The organism is Streptomyces fructofermentans, from assembly GCF_014651055.1.
GTDB lineage: Bacteria > Actinomycetota > Actinomycetes > Streptomycetales > Streptomycetaceae > Streptomyces > Streptomyces fructofermentans.
Map to the genome: position 1 here is coordinate 307,493 of NZ_BMWD01000002.1, position 15,011 is coordinate 322,503.

At 74.2% G+C, this 15,011-nt stretch carries 10 protein-coding genes; 5 read left to right on the forward strand and 5 right to left on the reverse strand.

Features of this window, described 5'->3' with window-relative positions:
- Nucleotides 1–163: 163 nt before the first annotated feature.
- Together ddaH and IE265_RS04305 are read left to right on the forward strand one after the other, a co-directional pair.
- The gene (gene ddaH, locus IE265_RS04300) at nt 164–940 is read left to right on the forward strand and encodes a dimethylargininase (protein WP_190033955.1); all 777 of its coding nucleotides are present in this window, start codon (nt 164–166) and stop codon (nt 938–940) included.
- Nucleotides 941–1,130: 190 nt separating this feature from the next.
- Nucleotides 1,131–2,108 carry an acyl-ACP desaturase gene (locus IE265_RS04305; protein WP_190033956.1) on the forward strand — a complete coding sequence of 326 codons (978 nt, stop codon included), beginning with the start codon at nt 1,131–1,133 and terminating at the stop codon, nt 2,106–2,108.
- A 62-nt stretch (nt 2,109–2,170) separates the two neighbouring features.
- Here the strand turns inward: IE265_RS04305 and IE265_RS04310 are convergent, their stop codons facing one another.
- Together IE265_RS04310 and IE265_RS04315 are read right to left on the reverse strand one after the other, a co-directional pair.
- Entirely contained in the window at nt 2,171–5,557 is a 3,387-nt protein-coding gene (locus IE265_RS04310) for a hypothetical protein (protein WP_190033957.1), read from the reverse strand.
- A 200-nt stretch (nt 5,558–5,757) separates the two neighbouring features.
- Nucleotides 5,758–6,003, reverse strand: coding sequence for a WhiB family transcriptional regulator (locus IE265_RS04315; RefSeq protein ID WP_190033958.1), 246 nt, complete (start codon nt 6,001–6,003; stop codon nt 5,758–5,760).
- 376 nt (nt 6,004–6,379) lie between these two features.
- Here IE265_RS04315 and IE265_RS04320 point away from each other — a divergent pair, with 376 nt between their 5' ends.
- From IE265_RS04320 to IE265_RS04330, 3 genes are all read left to right on the forward strand, one after another.
- Entirely contained in the window at nt 6,380–7,171 is a 792-nt protein-coding gene (locus IE265_RS04320; RefSeq protein WP_190033959.1) for a VOC family protein, read from the forward strand.
- A 633-nt stretch (nt 7,172–7,804) separates the two neighbouring features.
- Complete coding sequence (locus IE265_RS04325; protein ID WP_190033960.1) at nt 7,805–8,353, forward strand: YciI family protein; 549 nt, start codon at nt 7,805–7,807, stop codon at nt 8,351–8,353.
- Between the two features lie 285 nt (nt 8,354–8,638).
- The gene (locus tag IE265_RS04330; RefSeq protein ID WP_190033961.1) at nt 8,639–9,865 is read left to right on the forward strand and encodes a glycoside hydrolase family 64 protein; all 1,227 of its coding nucleotides are present in this window, start codon (nt 8,639–8,641) and stop codon (nt 9,863–9,865) included.
- 61 nt (nt 9,866–9,926) lie between these two features.
- Here IE265_RS04330 and IE265_RS04335 read toward each other — a convergent pair whose 3' ends face one another.
- The 3 genes from IE265_RS04335 to helR all read right to left on the reverse strand — a co-directional run bounded on the left by IE265_RS04335 (nt 9,927) and on the right by helR (nt 14,420).
- On the reverse strand, nt 9,927–10,967 hold the full coding sequence (locus tag IE265_RS04335; protein WP_229916023.1) for a LacI family DNA-binding transcriptional regulator: 1,041 nt from the start codon (nt 10,965–10,967) through the stop codon (nt 9,927–9,929).
- Nucleotides 10,968–11,508: 541 nt separating this feature from the next.
- Complete coding sequence (locus IE265_RS04340; protein ID WP_190033962.1) at nt 11,509–12,123, reverse strand: hypothetical protein; 615 nt, start codon at nt 12,121–12,123, stop codon at nt 11,509–11,511.
- A gap of 146 nt (nt 12,124–12,269) precedes the next feature.
- Nucleotides 12,270–14,420 carry an RNA polymerase recycling motor ATPase HelR gene (gene helR / locus IE265_RS04345; RefSeq protein WP_190033963.1) on the reverse strand — a complete coding sequence of 717 codons (2,151 nt, stop codon included), beginning with the start codon at nt 14,418–14,420 and terminating at the stop codon, nt 12,270–12,272.
- Nucleotides 14,421–15,011: the final 591 nt, after the last annotated feature.

The window sequence follows — 15,011 nt, forward strand, 5'->3', positions numbered from 1 at the left end:
TCCGCCACGCACGGAAAGGCCCCCGGGACTCTGCGTAGCCGAGCGGATCGGGACACATCCGCCCCATCCGTCTCCACACCCCCTCCCCTCGGGGGGCTGTTGCGACCACGGCCCGGAATGCATGATGTGCGGGGACACACCCTGCCGAGACGGAGATCCGCACGTGCCCAGCCAGAAAGCGCTCGTCCGCCGCCCCAGCCCCCGCCTGGCCGAGGGCCTGGTCACGCACATCGAGCGCACGGATGTCGACGTCGATCTCGCGGTCGAGCAGTGGGAGGCGTACGGGGAGGCCCTGCGCGCCCACGGCTGGGAGACGGTGGAGGCCGAGGCGTCCGACGACTGCCCGGACTCGGTGTTCGTGGAGGACGCGGTGGTCGTCTACCGCAACGTGGCGCTGATCGCCCGTCCCGGCGCGGAGTCCCGGCGGGGCGAGACGGCGGGTGTCGAGGAGGCCGTGGCGCGGCTCGGCTGCTCGGTGAACTGGGTGTGGGAGCCGGGCACCCTGGAGGGCGGCGACGTCCTCAAGGTCGGCGACACGATCTACGTGGGCCGCGGCGGACGGACCAACGCGGCGGGCATCCAGCAGTTGCGGGCCGCCTTCGAGCCGCTCGGGGCACGCGTGGTCGCCGTGCCGGTGACCAGGGTGCTGCACCTGAAGTCCGCGGTCACCGCGCTGCCCGACGGCACCGTGGTGGGCCACGAGCCGCTGGTGGACACTCCGTCGCTGTTCCCGCGCTTCCTGTCGGTGCCGGAGGAGTCGGGCGCCCACGTGGTGCTGCTGGGCGGCGGGAAGCTGCTCATGGCGGCGAGCGCCCCCAAGACCGCCGAGCTGTACGCGGACCTCGGCCACGAGCCCGTCCTCGTGGACATCGGCGAGTTCGAGAAGCTGGAGGGCTGTGTGACATGCCTCTCGGTGAGGCTGCGCGACCTGTACCTCTGAGCGGGCGCTCCGCGCGGCGTTCCGGCGCCCGGACCCCGGTTCACCCGGAAGGGCGCGGCCCGCTTCGGAATCGTTGCTGATCAGGCACTTTACGCGGCCCTTAACCTACGGCCTCGTAACCTACGGGTACGTAGCCTACGATGCCGTAGGTTGTGTGCACGCTCAGCATTTCACGTCCCCTGGAGCCCCCGTGACGATCACTTCTCCCCACCTCGGCAGCCCGTCCTCCGCCTGGACCGACGCCCGCTTGCTGTACGCGCTGGAAGAAGTGGTGGAGACGGAGCTCAACCGGCACCTCAAGGTCGCCAAGGACTGGATGCCGCACGACTACGTGCCGTGGTCCGACGCCCGCAACTTCCCGGGCTTCTTCGAGGACGGCCAGTCCTGGGACAAGGAGCAGTCCAAGGTCACCGAGATCGGCCGTATCGCGCTGGTCGTGAACCTGCTGACCGAGGACAACCTCCCCAGCTACCACCACGAGATCGCCAGCCTCTTCGGCCGTGACGGCGCCTGGGGCACCTGGGTGCACCGCTGGACCGCCGAGGAGGGCCGCCACGGCATCGTGATGCGCGACTACCTGCTCGCCTCGCGCGCCGTGGACCCGGACAAGCTCGAAGCCTTCCGCATGCAGCACATGAGCGAGGGCTTCGAGTCGGACAACCGCCACTCGATGCTGCACTCGGTCGCCTACGTCGCCTTCCAGGAGCTGGCGACCCGCATCTCGCACCGCAACACCGGCCACCAGTCCGGTGACCCGGTCTGCGACCGGATGCTGGCGCGCATCGCGACCGACGAGAACCTCCACATGGTCTTCTACCGCAACCTCCTGAAGGCGTCCTTCGAGCTGGCGCCCGACCTGACCATGCAGGCCGTCCGAGACGTCGTGGTCAACTTCCGGATGCCCGGTCACGGCATGCCCGGCTTCGAGCGCATGGCCGCGCAGATGGCCATCGGCGAGGTCTACAACATGCGCATCCACCACGACGACGTGCTCCAGCCCGTGCTGCGCCACCTCAAGGTCCTCGAGATGGACGGCCTCGGCCCCGAGGGCCTGCAGGCCCAGGAGGAGCTCGGCCTGTTCATGGGCGGCCTGGACTCCGAGGCCCTGAAGTTCGACGCGAAGCTCGCGGCCCGCAAGGCCCGCATGGAGGCCCGCGCCGCCGGCTGACCTCACGCACGACCACGCGGGGGTGGCGGACCGGCCGGTCCGCCACCCCCGCGTGACGTATGTCACTCCGGGGCGGTCGTGCGTGCCAGCGCCGCGTCACGGACGTCTGCCACCGGATGGCGACGCAGCGCCCGCAGCCGCGACCGCCAGGGCGCGGCCCAGCCCGTCCGCGCACCGAACGCCGCGGTCAACGCGACGGCGAGCAGCCCCTCGGCGTGGCCGCCGTGGTCGGTGAGGCGCCGGGCGGCGTCGAGGAACACCCCGGCGTCGCCCTCGTATGTCCCGCGGCCCAGCCGGTCGCCCAGCCTCCCGGCCACCGAGGCGGCCAGCGCCGGACGCCCCGCCGTCCGCGCGGCCAGCAGGTCGAGCGCGGCGTCCACACCCTCCGGCGCCGCGTCGAGGTCGGCGTGCAGCGCGGTGACCAGGGCGGCCTGCGGAGCGAACGCGTCGTAGCCCGCGAGCAGGTCGCCCGCCCCGAGGGCGGCCTCCCTGACGGGGCCGGCGGCCGTACGGGCCTGCTGTGCGAGCCGCGCGACGAGGTGGTCCACCCGCTGCCGCGCGGGCCTGTCCCGGCGGGGCTCCGCGTCGCCGGGCGCGAGCGGGGAGGGCGGGACGTCCGCGGTCCCGGCCGTCTCGGCCTCCGCCAGTACCCGCAGGGCCTCGCGCAGCCCTCCGGCACCGGCCGCCGAGCCCGCCGCCGCGGCCACCAGCCCCTCGGCCGCCGCCCGCCAGCCCGTACGGTTCGACAGGTCGGCCGTGGCCGCCGCCAGGACGGCCGGCGCGTCCGGCGACCAGGGCGCCCAGCCTCCCAGGGCGCCGAAGGCGCGGGCTGCCGTCTCCGGGTCACCGGTCCTGCACACCTCGCGCACCAGGCGGGCGTAGCCGTCGCGGTGCCGCTCCGGCAGGTCCAGGGGCGTGACGCGCAGCACGGCGGCCCGCAGTACCGGTTCGGCGCCGGCGGCGTCGTTCAGCAGGGAGCGGACGGGTTCCTCGCCGAACAGCGGCCCCGCGAAGGCCACGCACGCGGCGCGGACGTCGGTGTGGGCGCCCGGCTGCCCGTACGCCTCGGCGAGCACGCGCGCGGCCACCGGCACGGGAAGGAGGGCCGCGGCCAGTCGCGCGGCCTCCTTGCGGCTGGCCACCTTGGCGCCCGGTCCGAGCAGTACCCCGCGCAGCAGGTCCGCGAGCACGGACGGGGCCACGTGCCGGGACGCCCGGCCCGCCGCGTGGACGGCGACGCGGGCCCGGTCGGTGCCGGTGTGCGCGAGCAGTTCGGGCAGGGCGTCCCCTGGCCGGTCGGTGCGGACGAGCGCGCCGAGCGCCGCCTCGGCCAGCACGATGTCGTCGGCGTCGGTCCAGCGGCGCACGAGCCCTGCTCCCGCGCCCGGCACGCAGGCGACCGCCTCGACGGCCCGGGCCCTCGCGTACGAAGGGAGTCCGGTGTCGGCGGCCGTCCCGGCGAGCCTGCGCGCCGCGGCCTCCCGCTGGCGCGGCAGCCAGCGCCGTACGTACCCGTCCACGGGCATCGTCCACGGGCTGCCCCGGGTGAGGAACCTCCCGTACGGCGGAGTGTCCGTCAGGAGCACGTCGAGTAGGTCGGTGCGGCGCCGGGCGACCGCGGACAGGACCGGCCGCAGCGCACCCGCGGAGGGGTGGAGCGCGAGGACGCGCGCCACCCGTTCGTCCCGGGTCGCGAGCGGCTCCAGCCACAGTTCGACGGCGTGGCGCACGGTCGTGTCGTTCCCGAACCGGATTGCCTGCCACAGGAGTTCCTGCAACTCGGGCATGCCCTCGGCGCGTCGGCCCACCGCGCGGGCGAGCGCGAAGACGAGGCCGTAGTCGGCCTTCTCGGTGCCCGCCTCGATCCAGGGGCGCAGGGCTTCGAACACCTGGTGCTCCTGCCCGCGCCGCAGCCGGGCGTCGAGCCGGCCGAGGTCCGCGCCGCCGGTGTGCCCGGAGATCCGTACGAGCGTACGCAGCGACCAGCTCACCAACTCCCGTGAGCCGCCCGCCGCGTGCTCGCGGAGCACGGACACGGCGAGGTCGCTGAGGCAGCGCCGGGTCGCGGGCGAGGAGTCCCGGGCGTCGACCGCGTCGGCGACGATCCGGTCGAGATGCGGCTCGGCCTCCTCGGTGAACAGGGCGGGCGCGGTGCGGGACAGCGCGTGCAGGGCGGGCCTGCGCACCGGGTCCTGTTCGTTGCGCAGCCGCGCCGCCTCCGCCAGCACGGAGGTGACCGCCTCGGCGCTGCCGGAGCGGGCGGCGTTGCGGATGAGCAGCGGCCAGGCCATGGCCCGGTCCTCGGCCGCCGGTCGGCGGGTCGCGGCGACCAGCCCCTCGCGCGCCTCGGCGACGGGCAGGAACGACTCCGCGATCAGCGCGTCGGCGCGGTCGGGCCCGCGCTCGCGCGCCGCGGCGGCCACCCGCCGGGCCTCCTCGGCGACCCCGCTGCGCGGCAGTGCCTCGAGGAGGGCCTCGTCGACCGCGCCGGCCCCGGGACCGCGCCCGGCCGTCGCCTGCGCGTGGAACGCGAGCCGTCGCGAGGGCGGCAACTCCTTGAGGAACGCTGCCAGCTCACCCTTCTCCGCCAGCATCCTGCCGTACTCGGGGAGTTCGTCCGCGCCGGAGCGGGCGAGGGTGGTCAGCAGCGAACGGCCGAACGCGCCCCGGTACGACGGGATCCGGCCGTCCAGCAGGAGCCGCAGCACCCGGCCGGGCGCGACGGCGGCGAACGCGCGGAGGCAGTCGTTCAGGGCGTACGGAAGCCGGGCGGGTCCCCGCTCCTCGACCAGGTCCAGCGCCCGCAGCGGCTCGCCGCCGACCGCCCCGGCGACTGCGCGCGAGTACCGCCGCCACCAGTCCTCGCGCAACGGCACCGGCAGCGCGGCCAGTTCACGCTCCGCCGTGTCGAGGACCACCGCGGGGTACCGGCCGCCGATCCGCTTCCATTCCCGTACGGCGTGGAAGAGTTCGGGCAGCAGGCGGGCCGCCGTTCCGGGTGAGCATCCGGGCAGCAGCCGTGCCGCCTCCGCGTCGCCCCACCGGTCGCGCAGCCCGTCGACGAGTCGGTCGGCGAGGGCGGTGCGCCGTCCCGAGGCGATGGCCCTCAGCAGGCGGCGGCGTACGGTCGCGGGGGCGTCCGCGAGCGCCGACTCGTAGACGGAGTCGGGTACCCCCAGGTGGTCGGCGACTCTCAGCGCATGGCCGCGCACGAAGGAGTCCGGGTCGGCGATCCGGTCGGCCACCCACTCCGTGTCCCGGGTGACGGCCGCGACGACCACCGCGAGCCCCCGCTCGTAGGGGCCGCGCGCGTCGAGCTCCCTCAGCAGCGGCCCGACGTCCTCCATGTCCCGGACCCGGGAGACGAGTTCACGCATGCGCAGGGGGTACGGAAGCGGGTCCAGCGCGCTCAACAGGGTCTCGGCCCGCTGCCGTGGGGTGTGGAGCATGAGGTGGATTGTGCATGCCGGAAGCCTCGCGGCGCGCGGGAATTCCCGATGCGCCCGGGACCGGCGGGCGGAGCCCCGCCCGGGGCGGCAGAACCGCCGTCGTGGTTCGGGCGGCGGGAGTTCGGAGGGCGGCGCACGCGCGGGGCCGGGACGTGCGGGTGCCGGCCGGTCGAGTCGTCAGTCGCGGATGCGTCGGGGCGTCACTGCTGGGCGCGGCGCAGGCTGAGGCGCTCCTTCTCGGAGAGGCCGCCCCAGACGCCGAAGCGCTCGTCGTGGGCGAGCGCGTAGTCGAGGCACGCGGGGCGCATCTCGCACAGGCCGCAGATGCGCTTCGCCTCCCTGACCGAGCTGCCCGGCTCGGGGAAGAAGAAGTCTGATCCGGTCTGGGCGCACAGAGCCTGCTCCTGCCAGGAGAGGTCCGGCGCGTCGATGGTGTCGTTGTGCATGGCGCGATCGTTCCCTGTTGGGAAAAACGTTCGATCAACGCCGGATCAACGACACGTTCCGCTGCGGCCCGTCGGGCCCGCTCGGGGTCGCCGCCCCGCGGCGGCGGGGCGGCGACCGGGTCCCGATGATGGCCCCGGCCGCCGCCGGAAGCACAGCGGCGCGCGGGACGGAACTGCGCCGCGCGATCGGATCACCACCGGTCGCGTCGGCCGTCCCTCCGCGCGGCGTCCGCGCCTCCCCACGGCCGGCGGCCGCGATCCCCCGCCGGCGCCCCCGGCGACGCGGCCATGACCCGGCCGTGGCGCGACGGCGGTTGTCAGTGGGCGGTGCGAGACTCGGGACGCAGGCAACGAAACCCCCTCGAAGGAGGGCATCATGCTCACCACTCGTTTCGTCACCGGCGCCCCGAACTGGCTCGATCTCGGCACCACCGACATCGACGGCGCGGCCGCCTTCTACCGCGGACTCTTCGGCTGGGAGCTGCGCTCGGCGGGCTCCGACTCCGGTGGATACGGCTTCTTCCAGCTGGACGGGAGGACCGTCGCCGGCGGCATGCAGACCCCTCCCGAGCAGGGCCCGCCGTCCTGGAGCGTGTACTTCCGGAGTCCGGACGCCGATGCCACCGCCGAGGCGGCCCAGCGGGCGGGCGGCGCCGTGCTGATGGCACCGGACGACGTCATGGACAAGGGTCGGCTGGCCTTTCTCCGCGACTCCACGGGGGGCGTCTTCGGCCTCTGGCAGCCGAAGCGGACCCGGGGCGTGGAGGTGGTGGGCGACCCCGGTTCCCTGTGCTGGATCGAGCTGTACACGCTGGACGTGCCCGCCGCCGCCGCGTTCTACCACTCGATCCTCGGCCTGGAGACCTCCTCCATGCCGTTCCCCGGCGGCGTGTACACCTGCGTCAACCCCGCGGACGGGGGCGAGGAGACCGTGTTCGGCGGGATCGTCCCACTCGCCGACGACCCCGTGGAGCGGGGGGCCGGCGCCTACTGGCTGCCGTACTTCGAGGTCACGGACACCGACGCGGTGGTCGCCAGGGCGGAGGAACTGGGCGGCACGGTCCGGATGCCCGCCACGACGATGGAGGGCGTGGGGCGCATGGCCAAGCTCGCCGACCCGTACGGGGCGCGGTTCGCGGTGATCAGGAGCGAGGCGTCGCCGGAGTGACCCCGGGGCGGGCCCTCGGTTCCGGTCCTCCGGGGCCTCCGGGACCTCCGGGGCCTTCGGTCCTCCGGGTCCGGTGAACGCCCCCGGTCCGGTCGGCGCCCCTAGTCCGGTCGGCGGGCCAGGTCCGGCCACCCCCACCGGTCCGGTCGGCGGTCCGGGCCCGGCCACCCGTGACCGGTCCAGGTCCGGCCACCGGTCCGGGTCCTCCGAGGCCCGTCACCGGGCGAGCGGTACGGGTCCTCCTGGGCCGGTCCACGTCCCGGTCGGGTCCAAGCCCGGGTGCGGCCCGGTCAGGTCTGGTCCTGTCCTGTCCGGTCCTGTCCGGCGAGGGAGCCGTAGCCGTGCGGGACCGGGCCTGCCGGCCCCCGGAGGGACCACGGGCCGAGTCCGGCACCGGGCCGCGGCGACCCGCACGGCCCGGACGCAATCGCCGCACACCACTTCCCGGACGCCCCCGCCCCTGGGAGCAGGGCACCCCCGAGGGGCGGGTGCCTGCATGCCGCGGGGCCGTCGGGCGCCCGTCCTACGGGGTACCCGACGGCCCCACCCCGCTGCTCCACCCCGCTGCTCCACCCCGCCGCCCCAAGCGAAACCTCCTGGACCCGGTCGCCCGCCGGAGGGGACCCTGTCCGCATGGAGTTCTTCTGCTACCACCGCGACCGGCCCGGCTCCCTGGCGCTGCGTGACGAACTGCTGGAGGAGCACTGGTCCTACATGGACCGGTACGCGAAGGAGCTGATCGCCAGGGGCCCGACGTTCACCGCGGACGGCACCGCGCCCAGCGGCAGCGTGCACATCGTCGACCTGCCGGACTCGGCCGCCGCCCGGGCGTTCGCCTTCGACGAGCCCGGCCACCGGGCCGGCGTCTACCGGGACGTCCTGCTGCGGCGGTGGCGCAACGTCCTGGGGCGCACCATGTGGGACTTCCCCGGCGGCCCGACCGAGGGGAACCGCTACCTCGTGCTCGGCTTCGGATCGGGCCTGGCGGCCGACCTCGACGTGCCGTCCGGCACGGACGAACTGATCGCCTACGGCCCCCTGCTGTCCGACGACGGCACCATCTGGCTGGGCACCGCGGCGCTGCTCAGGGCGCCCGACCCGGACACGGCACGCGCCGTCCTCACGGCGGACCGGTACGCGGGGATCGAGGTGCACGACTGGCAGTTCGGCGGACGCCGCTGACGACGCGGGACCGCCCGGACCGCCGTGACGAGCCGGGGTCCGGAACCGGCCGTGCCGCCCCGTCCCGGACCCGGCGGCACGACGGGAGGGTCTGGTCGGCCCTCCCGTCCAGGCCCGAACAGGCGGCTCCGGGCCGTCAACAATTGAACACGGAAAGATTTCGAGAGCGCTCTCAGTCATAACCCTTGACGCTTCAACTCCCCCTGGGGACAGTGGTGCAGCGCAGGGGCCGATCCCCCACACATCGGCCGATCCCTGCCTCCCCCACAGCCCCAGGAGACCTCCGTGATCTCTCGCCGCACGTTTCTGACCGGAGCAGCCGCCGTCACCACCGCCGCCGGGTACCCCCTCTGGGGGAGCGCTCTCGGCCCGCAGGCCCACGCGGCTCCGGCGACCTGTCAACTCGCCCTGAAGAACGTCTCGTTGCCCGGCACGGTACGGGCGTACGTCACCGGACACGAGCAGTCGACGGGCAACTGGCTGCTGCTGCGCGCGGACGGCAGCGTCTACCGTCCCTCGTCCCCGTCCGCCCCGCAGACCCCGCTGCCGGTCGACTGCGCGATACCGCTGGGCGCCGCGGGATCGGCCCCCAAGGTGCTGACGCTTCCCCAGATGTTCGGCGCGAGGATCTACTTCGTCCGGGACAGCACGCTGAACTTCTTCCTCAACCCGGGCCCCGCCCTGGTCGAGCCCGCGTTCGCGACACCCGCCGACTCGAACTACGGCAAGACGTGGTCGTTCTGCGAGTTCACCTTCAACACCACCCAGCTGTTCGCCAACATCAGCTACGTGGACCTGGTCACGGCCCTGCCCATCGGCCTCACGCTGGAGGGCGACGCCACGCACACCGTGGCCCCGCTGCCCAACGGCGCGGTCGACCGCATCGCCTCGGACCTGACGGCCCAGGCGGCCCGTGACGGCCAGCCCTGGGACAAGCTGGTCATCCGCAGCGGCAACGGCTCCGTCCTGCGCGTGGTCTCCCCGCAGAACCTGATGGCGCCGTACTTCGACCGGCCCGACCAGATGCCGTTCCGCAACCTCTGGACCAGTTACATCGACCAGGTGTGGGCGAAGTACCGGACCACCGACCTGCGGATCGACCTCCAGGGCGGCCGGGGCGTGCTCGCCGGCCGGGTCAACGGGGACACGCTCACGTTCGCCGGCGGCCACAGCTTCTCCAAGCCGACGTCGAAGGACATCTTCACCTGCAACCACGGCCCGTTCGCCAACAACCCGGGCGACCCCGACGTCAAGAAGGCCCTCCTGGCCCGTATCGCCGCGGGGTTCAACCGCTCGATCATGCTGAGCCACCCCACCCAGCCCAACGGCACGAGCACCGCCGACTACTACAAGGGCGGCGTCACCAACCACTGGGCCCGGGTCGTGCACGCCAACTCGCCCATCGGCTACGCGTTCCCGTACGACGACGTACGCCCGGACGGTCAGCCCGACGTGTCCGGCGCCGCCCACGACGGCAACCCGCGCAGGTTCACGGTGTCCGTGGGGGCCTAGGCTCCCACGCCCTGCTCGACCCGGTCCGGCCCTGCTCGACCCGGTCCGGCCCGGCGGGAGGCTAGGCGGACGCGCGCCGGACCAGGGTCGTCGGAAGGACGACGCTGGACGGCGTGCCCGCCGGGCCGCTCTCCGGACCGGGGGTCCGGCGGTCGAGGCCCCGCAGCAGCAGGCGTGCCATCAACCGCCCCATGTCCTCTATGTCCTGGCGGACCGTGGTGAGCGGCGGGTCGGTCCGCTCGGTCACGGGGAGCATGTCGTCGAAGCCGATCACGGCGACGTCCTCGGGAACCCGCCGCCCCCGCTCGCGCAGCACGCGCAGGGCGCCCGCGGCCGTGATGTCGTTGGCTGCGAACACGGCGTCTAGGTCCGGGCAGCGGTCCAGCAGTTCGCGCATCGCGCGCTCGCCGCCGGCGGGGCTGAAGTCGCTCTCCTCGATCAGCTTCGGATCGGCGTCCACCATGACGTCCCGGTACCCGTCGAGCCGATCGACCGCGGAGGTCTGGTCCAGGGCGCCGGTGATGTGGGCGATGCGCCTGCGGCCGAGTCCCACGAGATGGCGTACGGCCTCACGGGCACCGCCGCGGTTGTCGCAGTCCACGTAGACCGCGCCGCGCGAGCCGTCGCTCCAGCCGGGGCGCCCCCCGTACACGGTCGGCACTCCGCGGATCAGGCCGGGCAGCGGGTCGTCGAGGTGCAGCGAGAAGACGAGCGCCCCGTCGACGTGTCCGCCCGCCAGATAGCGGGCGACCCGCGCGTGGTCGTCCCGCCCTTCCGTGAGGAGAAGCACCAACTGCGAGTCGTGGGCAGTGAGTTCCTTGCTGATGCCGCGGAGCTGCAACGCGAAGAAGGGGTCCGCGAAGACCCGGGTCTCCGGTTCGGCTATGACCACGGCGACGGCGTCGTGCCGTCGGGTGACCAGACTGCGCGCCGCCTGGTTCGGGACGTACCCGAGTTCCTCGACCGCCTGCCTGACCCGCTCGACCAGGGGCTCCCGTACGCCGTCCCCGCCGTTCACCACGCGCGACACCGTGGCCCTGGAGACCCCCGCCCGGGCGGCGACGGCCTCCAGTGTCGGGCGCTCTGTCGACTGCTCGGTCACCTCGGGGCTCCTCAGGGCGGCGGTTGCCGATCAGGATAGCCGCCGTTCGACCCGTCGTTGAGAGCGCTCCCGAAACGTTCGGAACCGGCGCCCCCTCCTCCCCCGGCGTCTCGCCCGTGCGCCTGCCGTGCGCCGGGGATCCGCAGGCCGGAGGAGCCCTCCGGGGACGGAACCGCGCGTGGTCCAGTCCTGTTGCGGGACTCCTCCACTACGTTGCCCGCAGGGCAGGTTCCGTAGGGGTGGCAGGTGCGCGGCCCGGATCGGGCGGAGGGACGAGGACGGCGGCGGATCTGCGGCCGACCGGACACGGCACCCATCCGCCGACCACGGCGTGAGCGGGTTCCGGCCGTGCGCACCGGCCCGGAGCGGCTGCGATCGACCGGGTCCGGTCACGGTCGGTTCTAGCCGACCCCGGCCGGTCCGGACGGAGCCCGGTCGTTCCGAACGGAGCCCGGTCGGCCCGAGCGGAGTCCGGTCGGCCCGAGCGGAGTCCGGTCGTCGTGCTCCGGTGCCGGGCTGTCGAAACAGGACGGCCCGGCCGTCAACCAGCCAGCTCCCGCGGGGCCGTGGCGTTGGCGGCGAGGAACGCGCCTGCCGCCGCCGCGGCTTCCTCACTCGACGCGTAGGACGCCTCGTCGGGAGCCTCGTCGCCCCGGCCGTTGGCCGCGGTGGCGATCCACCACCAACTGCCCTCCTCCTGACGCCAGGTGACCAGCGCCTCGCCGCCGAACGCCCTGAAGTGGCTGGACGCGGGAAGCACCCTCTCCGCGGTCACCACTCCGGGCCAGCGCTTGCGGGCGGCCTGCCGGGAGATCTTCCAGGCGGCCCCCAGGTCCGGGTAGCCCGCTCCCCTCGCCCCCGCGAGCCTCGCCGACCTCGCGGCCAGGCGCTCGATCTCCTCGGACGCGACCCTCCATGCGGCCAGCGTCGCCAGCGGAACCGCCGGGGTGCCGTCGTCCCATCCGGAGCCGTCGCCGGGGCCTCCAGCGGAACCGGGGCCGCCGTCACCGGAGTCGGGGCCGTCGCCGGAGTCGAAGTCGTCACCGGCGCCGTCCGTCATCCGTCCGCGCATCGCACGCGCCAACGGCTGAATCGCGCCGTACAGGGCCCCCATCAACGCGACCATCTCGGTCTCCGTCGGTTCTGTCGTCTCCACGCGATGATCTTAGTCGGCGACAACTCCGCCTGTCACGACAATCCTTGTTGTCAAGGAAGGCCGACCCGGTACCGCACGCGGGCGGCGCCGGCACACCGCCGGGCCGTGCGCGGAGTGCCGGGCGGCGACCCGGCGCCTTTCCGCTTTCAGGAGTTGGTGAGTACGACGAGCTGCCGGGTCGCCCGCGTCATCGCGACATAGCGGTCGACCGCTCCCGCGACGCCGTCACCGAACGCCTCCGGGTCGACCAGGACGACCAGGTCGAACTCGAGCCCCTTCGACAACTCCGGTGGCAGCGAACGGACTCGGGCTGTCGGCCGGAAGGCCGGAGCACCGATCACGCAGGCGATCCCGTCGGGGTTCGCGGCGAGCCAGGTGTCGAGGACCCGGTCCAGCTCCCCGGCGGACCCGTGCACGACGGGAAGACCGCTGGCGCGGACGGAGACGGGGACATTGGCATCCGGGAGCACGGCCCGGACGACCGGTTCGGCCTCCGCCATGACCTCTTCGGGCGTCCGGTAGTTGATGCTCAGCGAGGCCGGCTCGACCCGTTCGAGCCCGATCCGTTCCAGCCGCTCCCTCCACGACTCGGTGAACCCGTGCCTGGCCTGCGCCCGGTCCCCCACGACGGTGAGACTCCGGGACGGGCAGCGGGCCAGGAGCATCTGCCATTCCGCGTCGGTCAGTTCCTGCGCCTCGTCCACCACGATGTGCGCGAACGGGCCGGCGAGCGGGTCCGATCCGGCGCCGGGGTCCGCGGACCCGTCCGCCAGCGCGTCCCGCAGGTCCTGCCCACGCAGCATCGTCACCGCGCCCTCGCCGTCGTCGTCGGCGGCGAGCACGTTGTCGATGACTCCGGCCATCCGCTCGCGTTCGGCTGCGGAGGAGGCCAGTTGCCGCCGCCTGCGCGCCGAGGCCTCCGGGTCGCCGAGCCTGCGGCGCGCCGCGTCCAGCAGGGGCAGGTCGGACACCGTCCAGGCCTGGGCGTCCGCGCGCCGCAACCGCCGTACGTCGTCGGGACCGAGCCAGGGAGCGCACTTGCGCAGGTAGGCGGGCACGGACCACAGGTCGCCCACCAGGTCGGCCGCCCCGATCAGCGGCCACGCCCGGTCGAGGGTCGTACGGAGCTCCCTGTTCCGGGCCAGGGACCCGCGGAGCACGTGGGCCGGCACGTCGTCGCCGTCGTGCCTGTCCACCAGGATCGTGAGCAGTTCCTCCAGGACCTGTTCGCGCGCCTCGTTGTGCGGGGTGCCGGGTTCCACCGCCTCGAACGCGACGGCCCAGTCACGGGGGCCGAGCCGGATGTCGGACCAGGGGGTCGTGATCGTCATGCCCTCCGCGGGCGGTTCCTCGTAGAACCGGACGGCCGCCTCGATCGCGCCCACCAGTTGCGCGGACGCCTTGAGGTGCGCAGCCTCCGGGTCGGCCTCGACCGCCGCCGCGGCACCCTCCTCGACGAGGTCCCGCAGGGTGCAGGTCCGTACACCCTCCTCACCGAGGCTCGGCAGGACGTCCGCGACGTAGTCGAGGTAGGGCCGGTGGGGGCCGACGAACAGCACGCCGCCCCGGCGGTGTCCGAGGCGGGGGTCGGAGTGCAGGAGGTAGGCGGCTCGGTGCAGGGCGACGACCGTCTTGCCGGTGCCGGGACCTCCGTCGACCACGAGCGCGCCGCGGGAGCCCGCGCGGATGATGGCGTCCTGGTCGGCCTGGATCGTGCCGAGCACGTCCCGCATCCGGGCCGAGCGGCTGCCGCCCAGACTGGCGATGAAGGCGGACTGGTCGTCGAGCGCGGCATGCCCCGCGAGCCCGTCGGCTGTGAACACCTCGTCCCAGTAGTCGCTGACACGGCCGCCGGTCCAGCGGTACCGGCGGCGGCTCGCGAGACCCATGGGGTTGCCGTGGGTGGCCCCGAAGAACGGTTCGGCCGCGGGGGAACGCCAGTCGACCAGCAGCCGGCGCCCCGTGCTGTCGGTGAGGCCGAAGCGGCCGATGTGGACGGGTTCGGAGTCGCCCTCGGCGACGATGCGCCCGAGGCACAGGTCGAGGCCGAAGCGGCGCAGCGCGCGCAGACGGGCGCTCAGCCGGTGGACCTCCGCGTCCCGGTCCATGGCTTGGCGGCCCGAACCGCCGGGCGCCCTGCGCTCGGCGTCCAGCCGGTCGGACACCTCGGCGATCGACCGCTCCAAGCACTCCGCGACAGCCGCGAAGTGCCGCTCGTCGGCGGCGATCAGGGCGGGGTCGGCCTTCTGCGAGAGGTGCTCGGGAAGGTCGAACGCGCTGGTCGTCAGGGAGGTCATGGCAGCAGCTCCGATCTGAGGTCGCGTGCGGGCACCGCGCGGGGCGGGTCGCAGGGACCGGCGGTACGGGTCGGCGGTACGGGCGGTCGGGAGGTCCGCCCCCGCCGGGGCGGGAAGGTAGGGGTCGGCGGTCGATCCGGCGGTGCGGGCGTCCCTCGCCGGGGCACGCCCGCGTCCCGGAGGGGCGGTACGGGCCGCAAACGGGCCCCGCACCCCCGAGCCGGCCTCAGGGGGACGGGCGGCCGGCACCGACCCGGCGAACCGGAGCGGCGGGCACGGCAGTTGGGGGTCCGGCACGACCCGGAGCCGCCCGGCACGGCCGCCCGGCACTGCGGCCCGGCACTGCGGCGGCACGGCGGCCCGGGGCGGTTCAGCCGGACGAGGGGGCGATCGAGCCGGGTTCCCGCAGCCGGACCGCGGGACCCGTCCGCGGTCCGACGTCCCCGCGCGATCCGTACGTCGACAACAGCACACGCACTGCCCGGCCCCCGATGCTCGGTTTCTGGTGACGGACGGTGATTCTGCGGCACGACCGGGGCCTTGCCGCAAGCCCCCCGGTGCGCTATAAGTTGAGAGTGGCAAGGGATCCGA

Coding starts and splice junctions, on each gene's coding strand:
- IE265_RS04310 (WP_190033957.1), bottom strand. CDS start 5,557: ATGCTCCACACCCCACGGCAGCGGGCCGAGACCCTGTTGAGCGCGCTG.
- IE265_RS04315 (WP_190033958.1), bottom strand. CDS start 6,003: ATGCACAACGACACCATCGACGCGCCGGACCTCTCCTGGCAGGAGCAG.
- IE265_RS04320 (WP_190033959.1), top strand. CDS start 6,380: ATGCTCACCACTCGTTTCGTCACCGGCGCCCCGAACTGGCTCGATCTC.
- IE265_RS04325 (WP_190033960.1), top strand. CDS start 7,805: ATGGAGTTCTTCTGCTACCACCGCGACCGGCCCGGCTCCCTGGCGCTG.
- helR (WP_190033963.1), bottom strand. CDS start 14,420: ATGACCTCCCTGACGACCAGCGCGTTCGACCTTCCCGAGCACCTCTCG.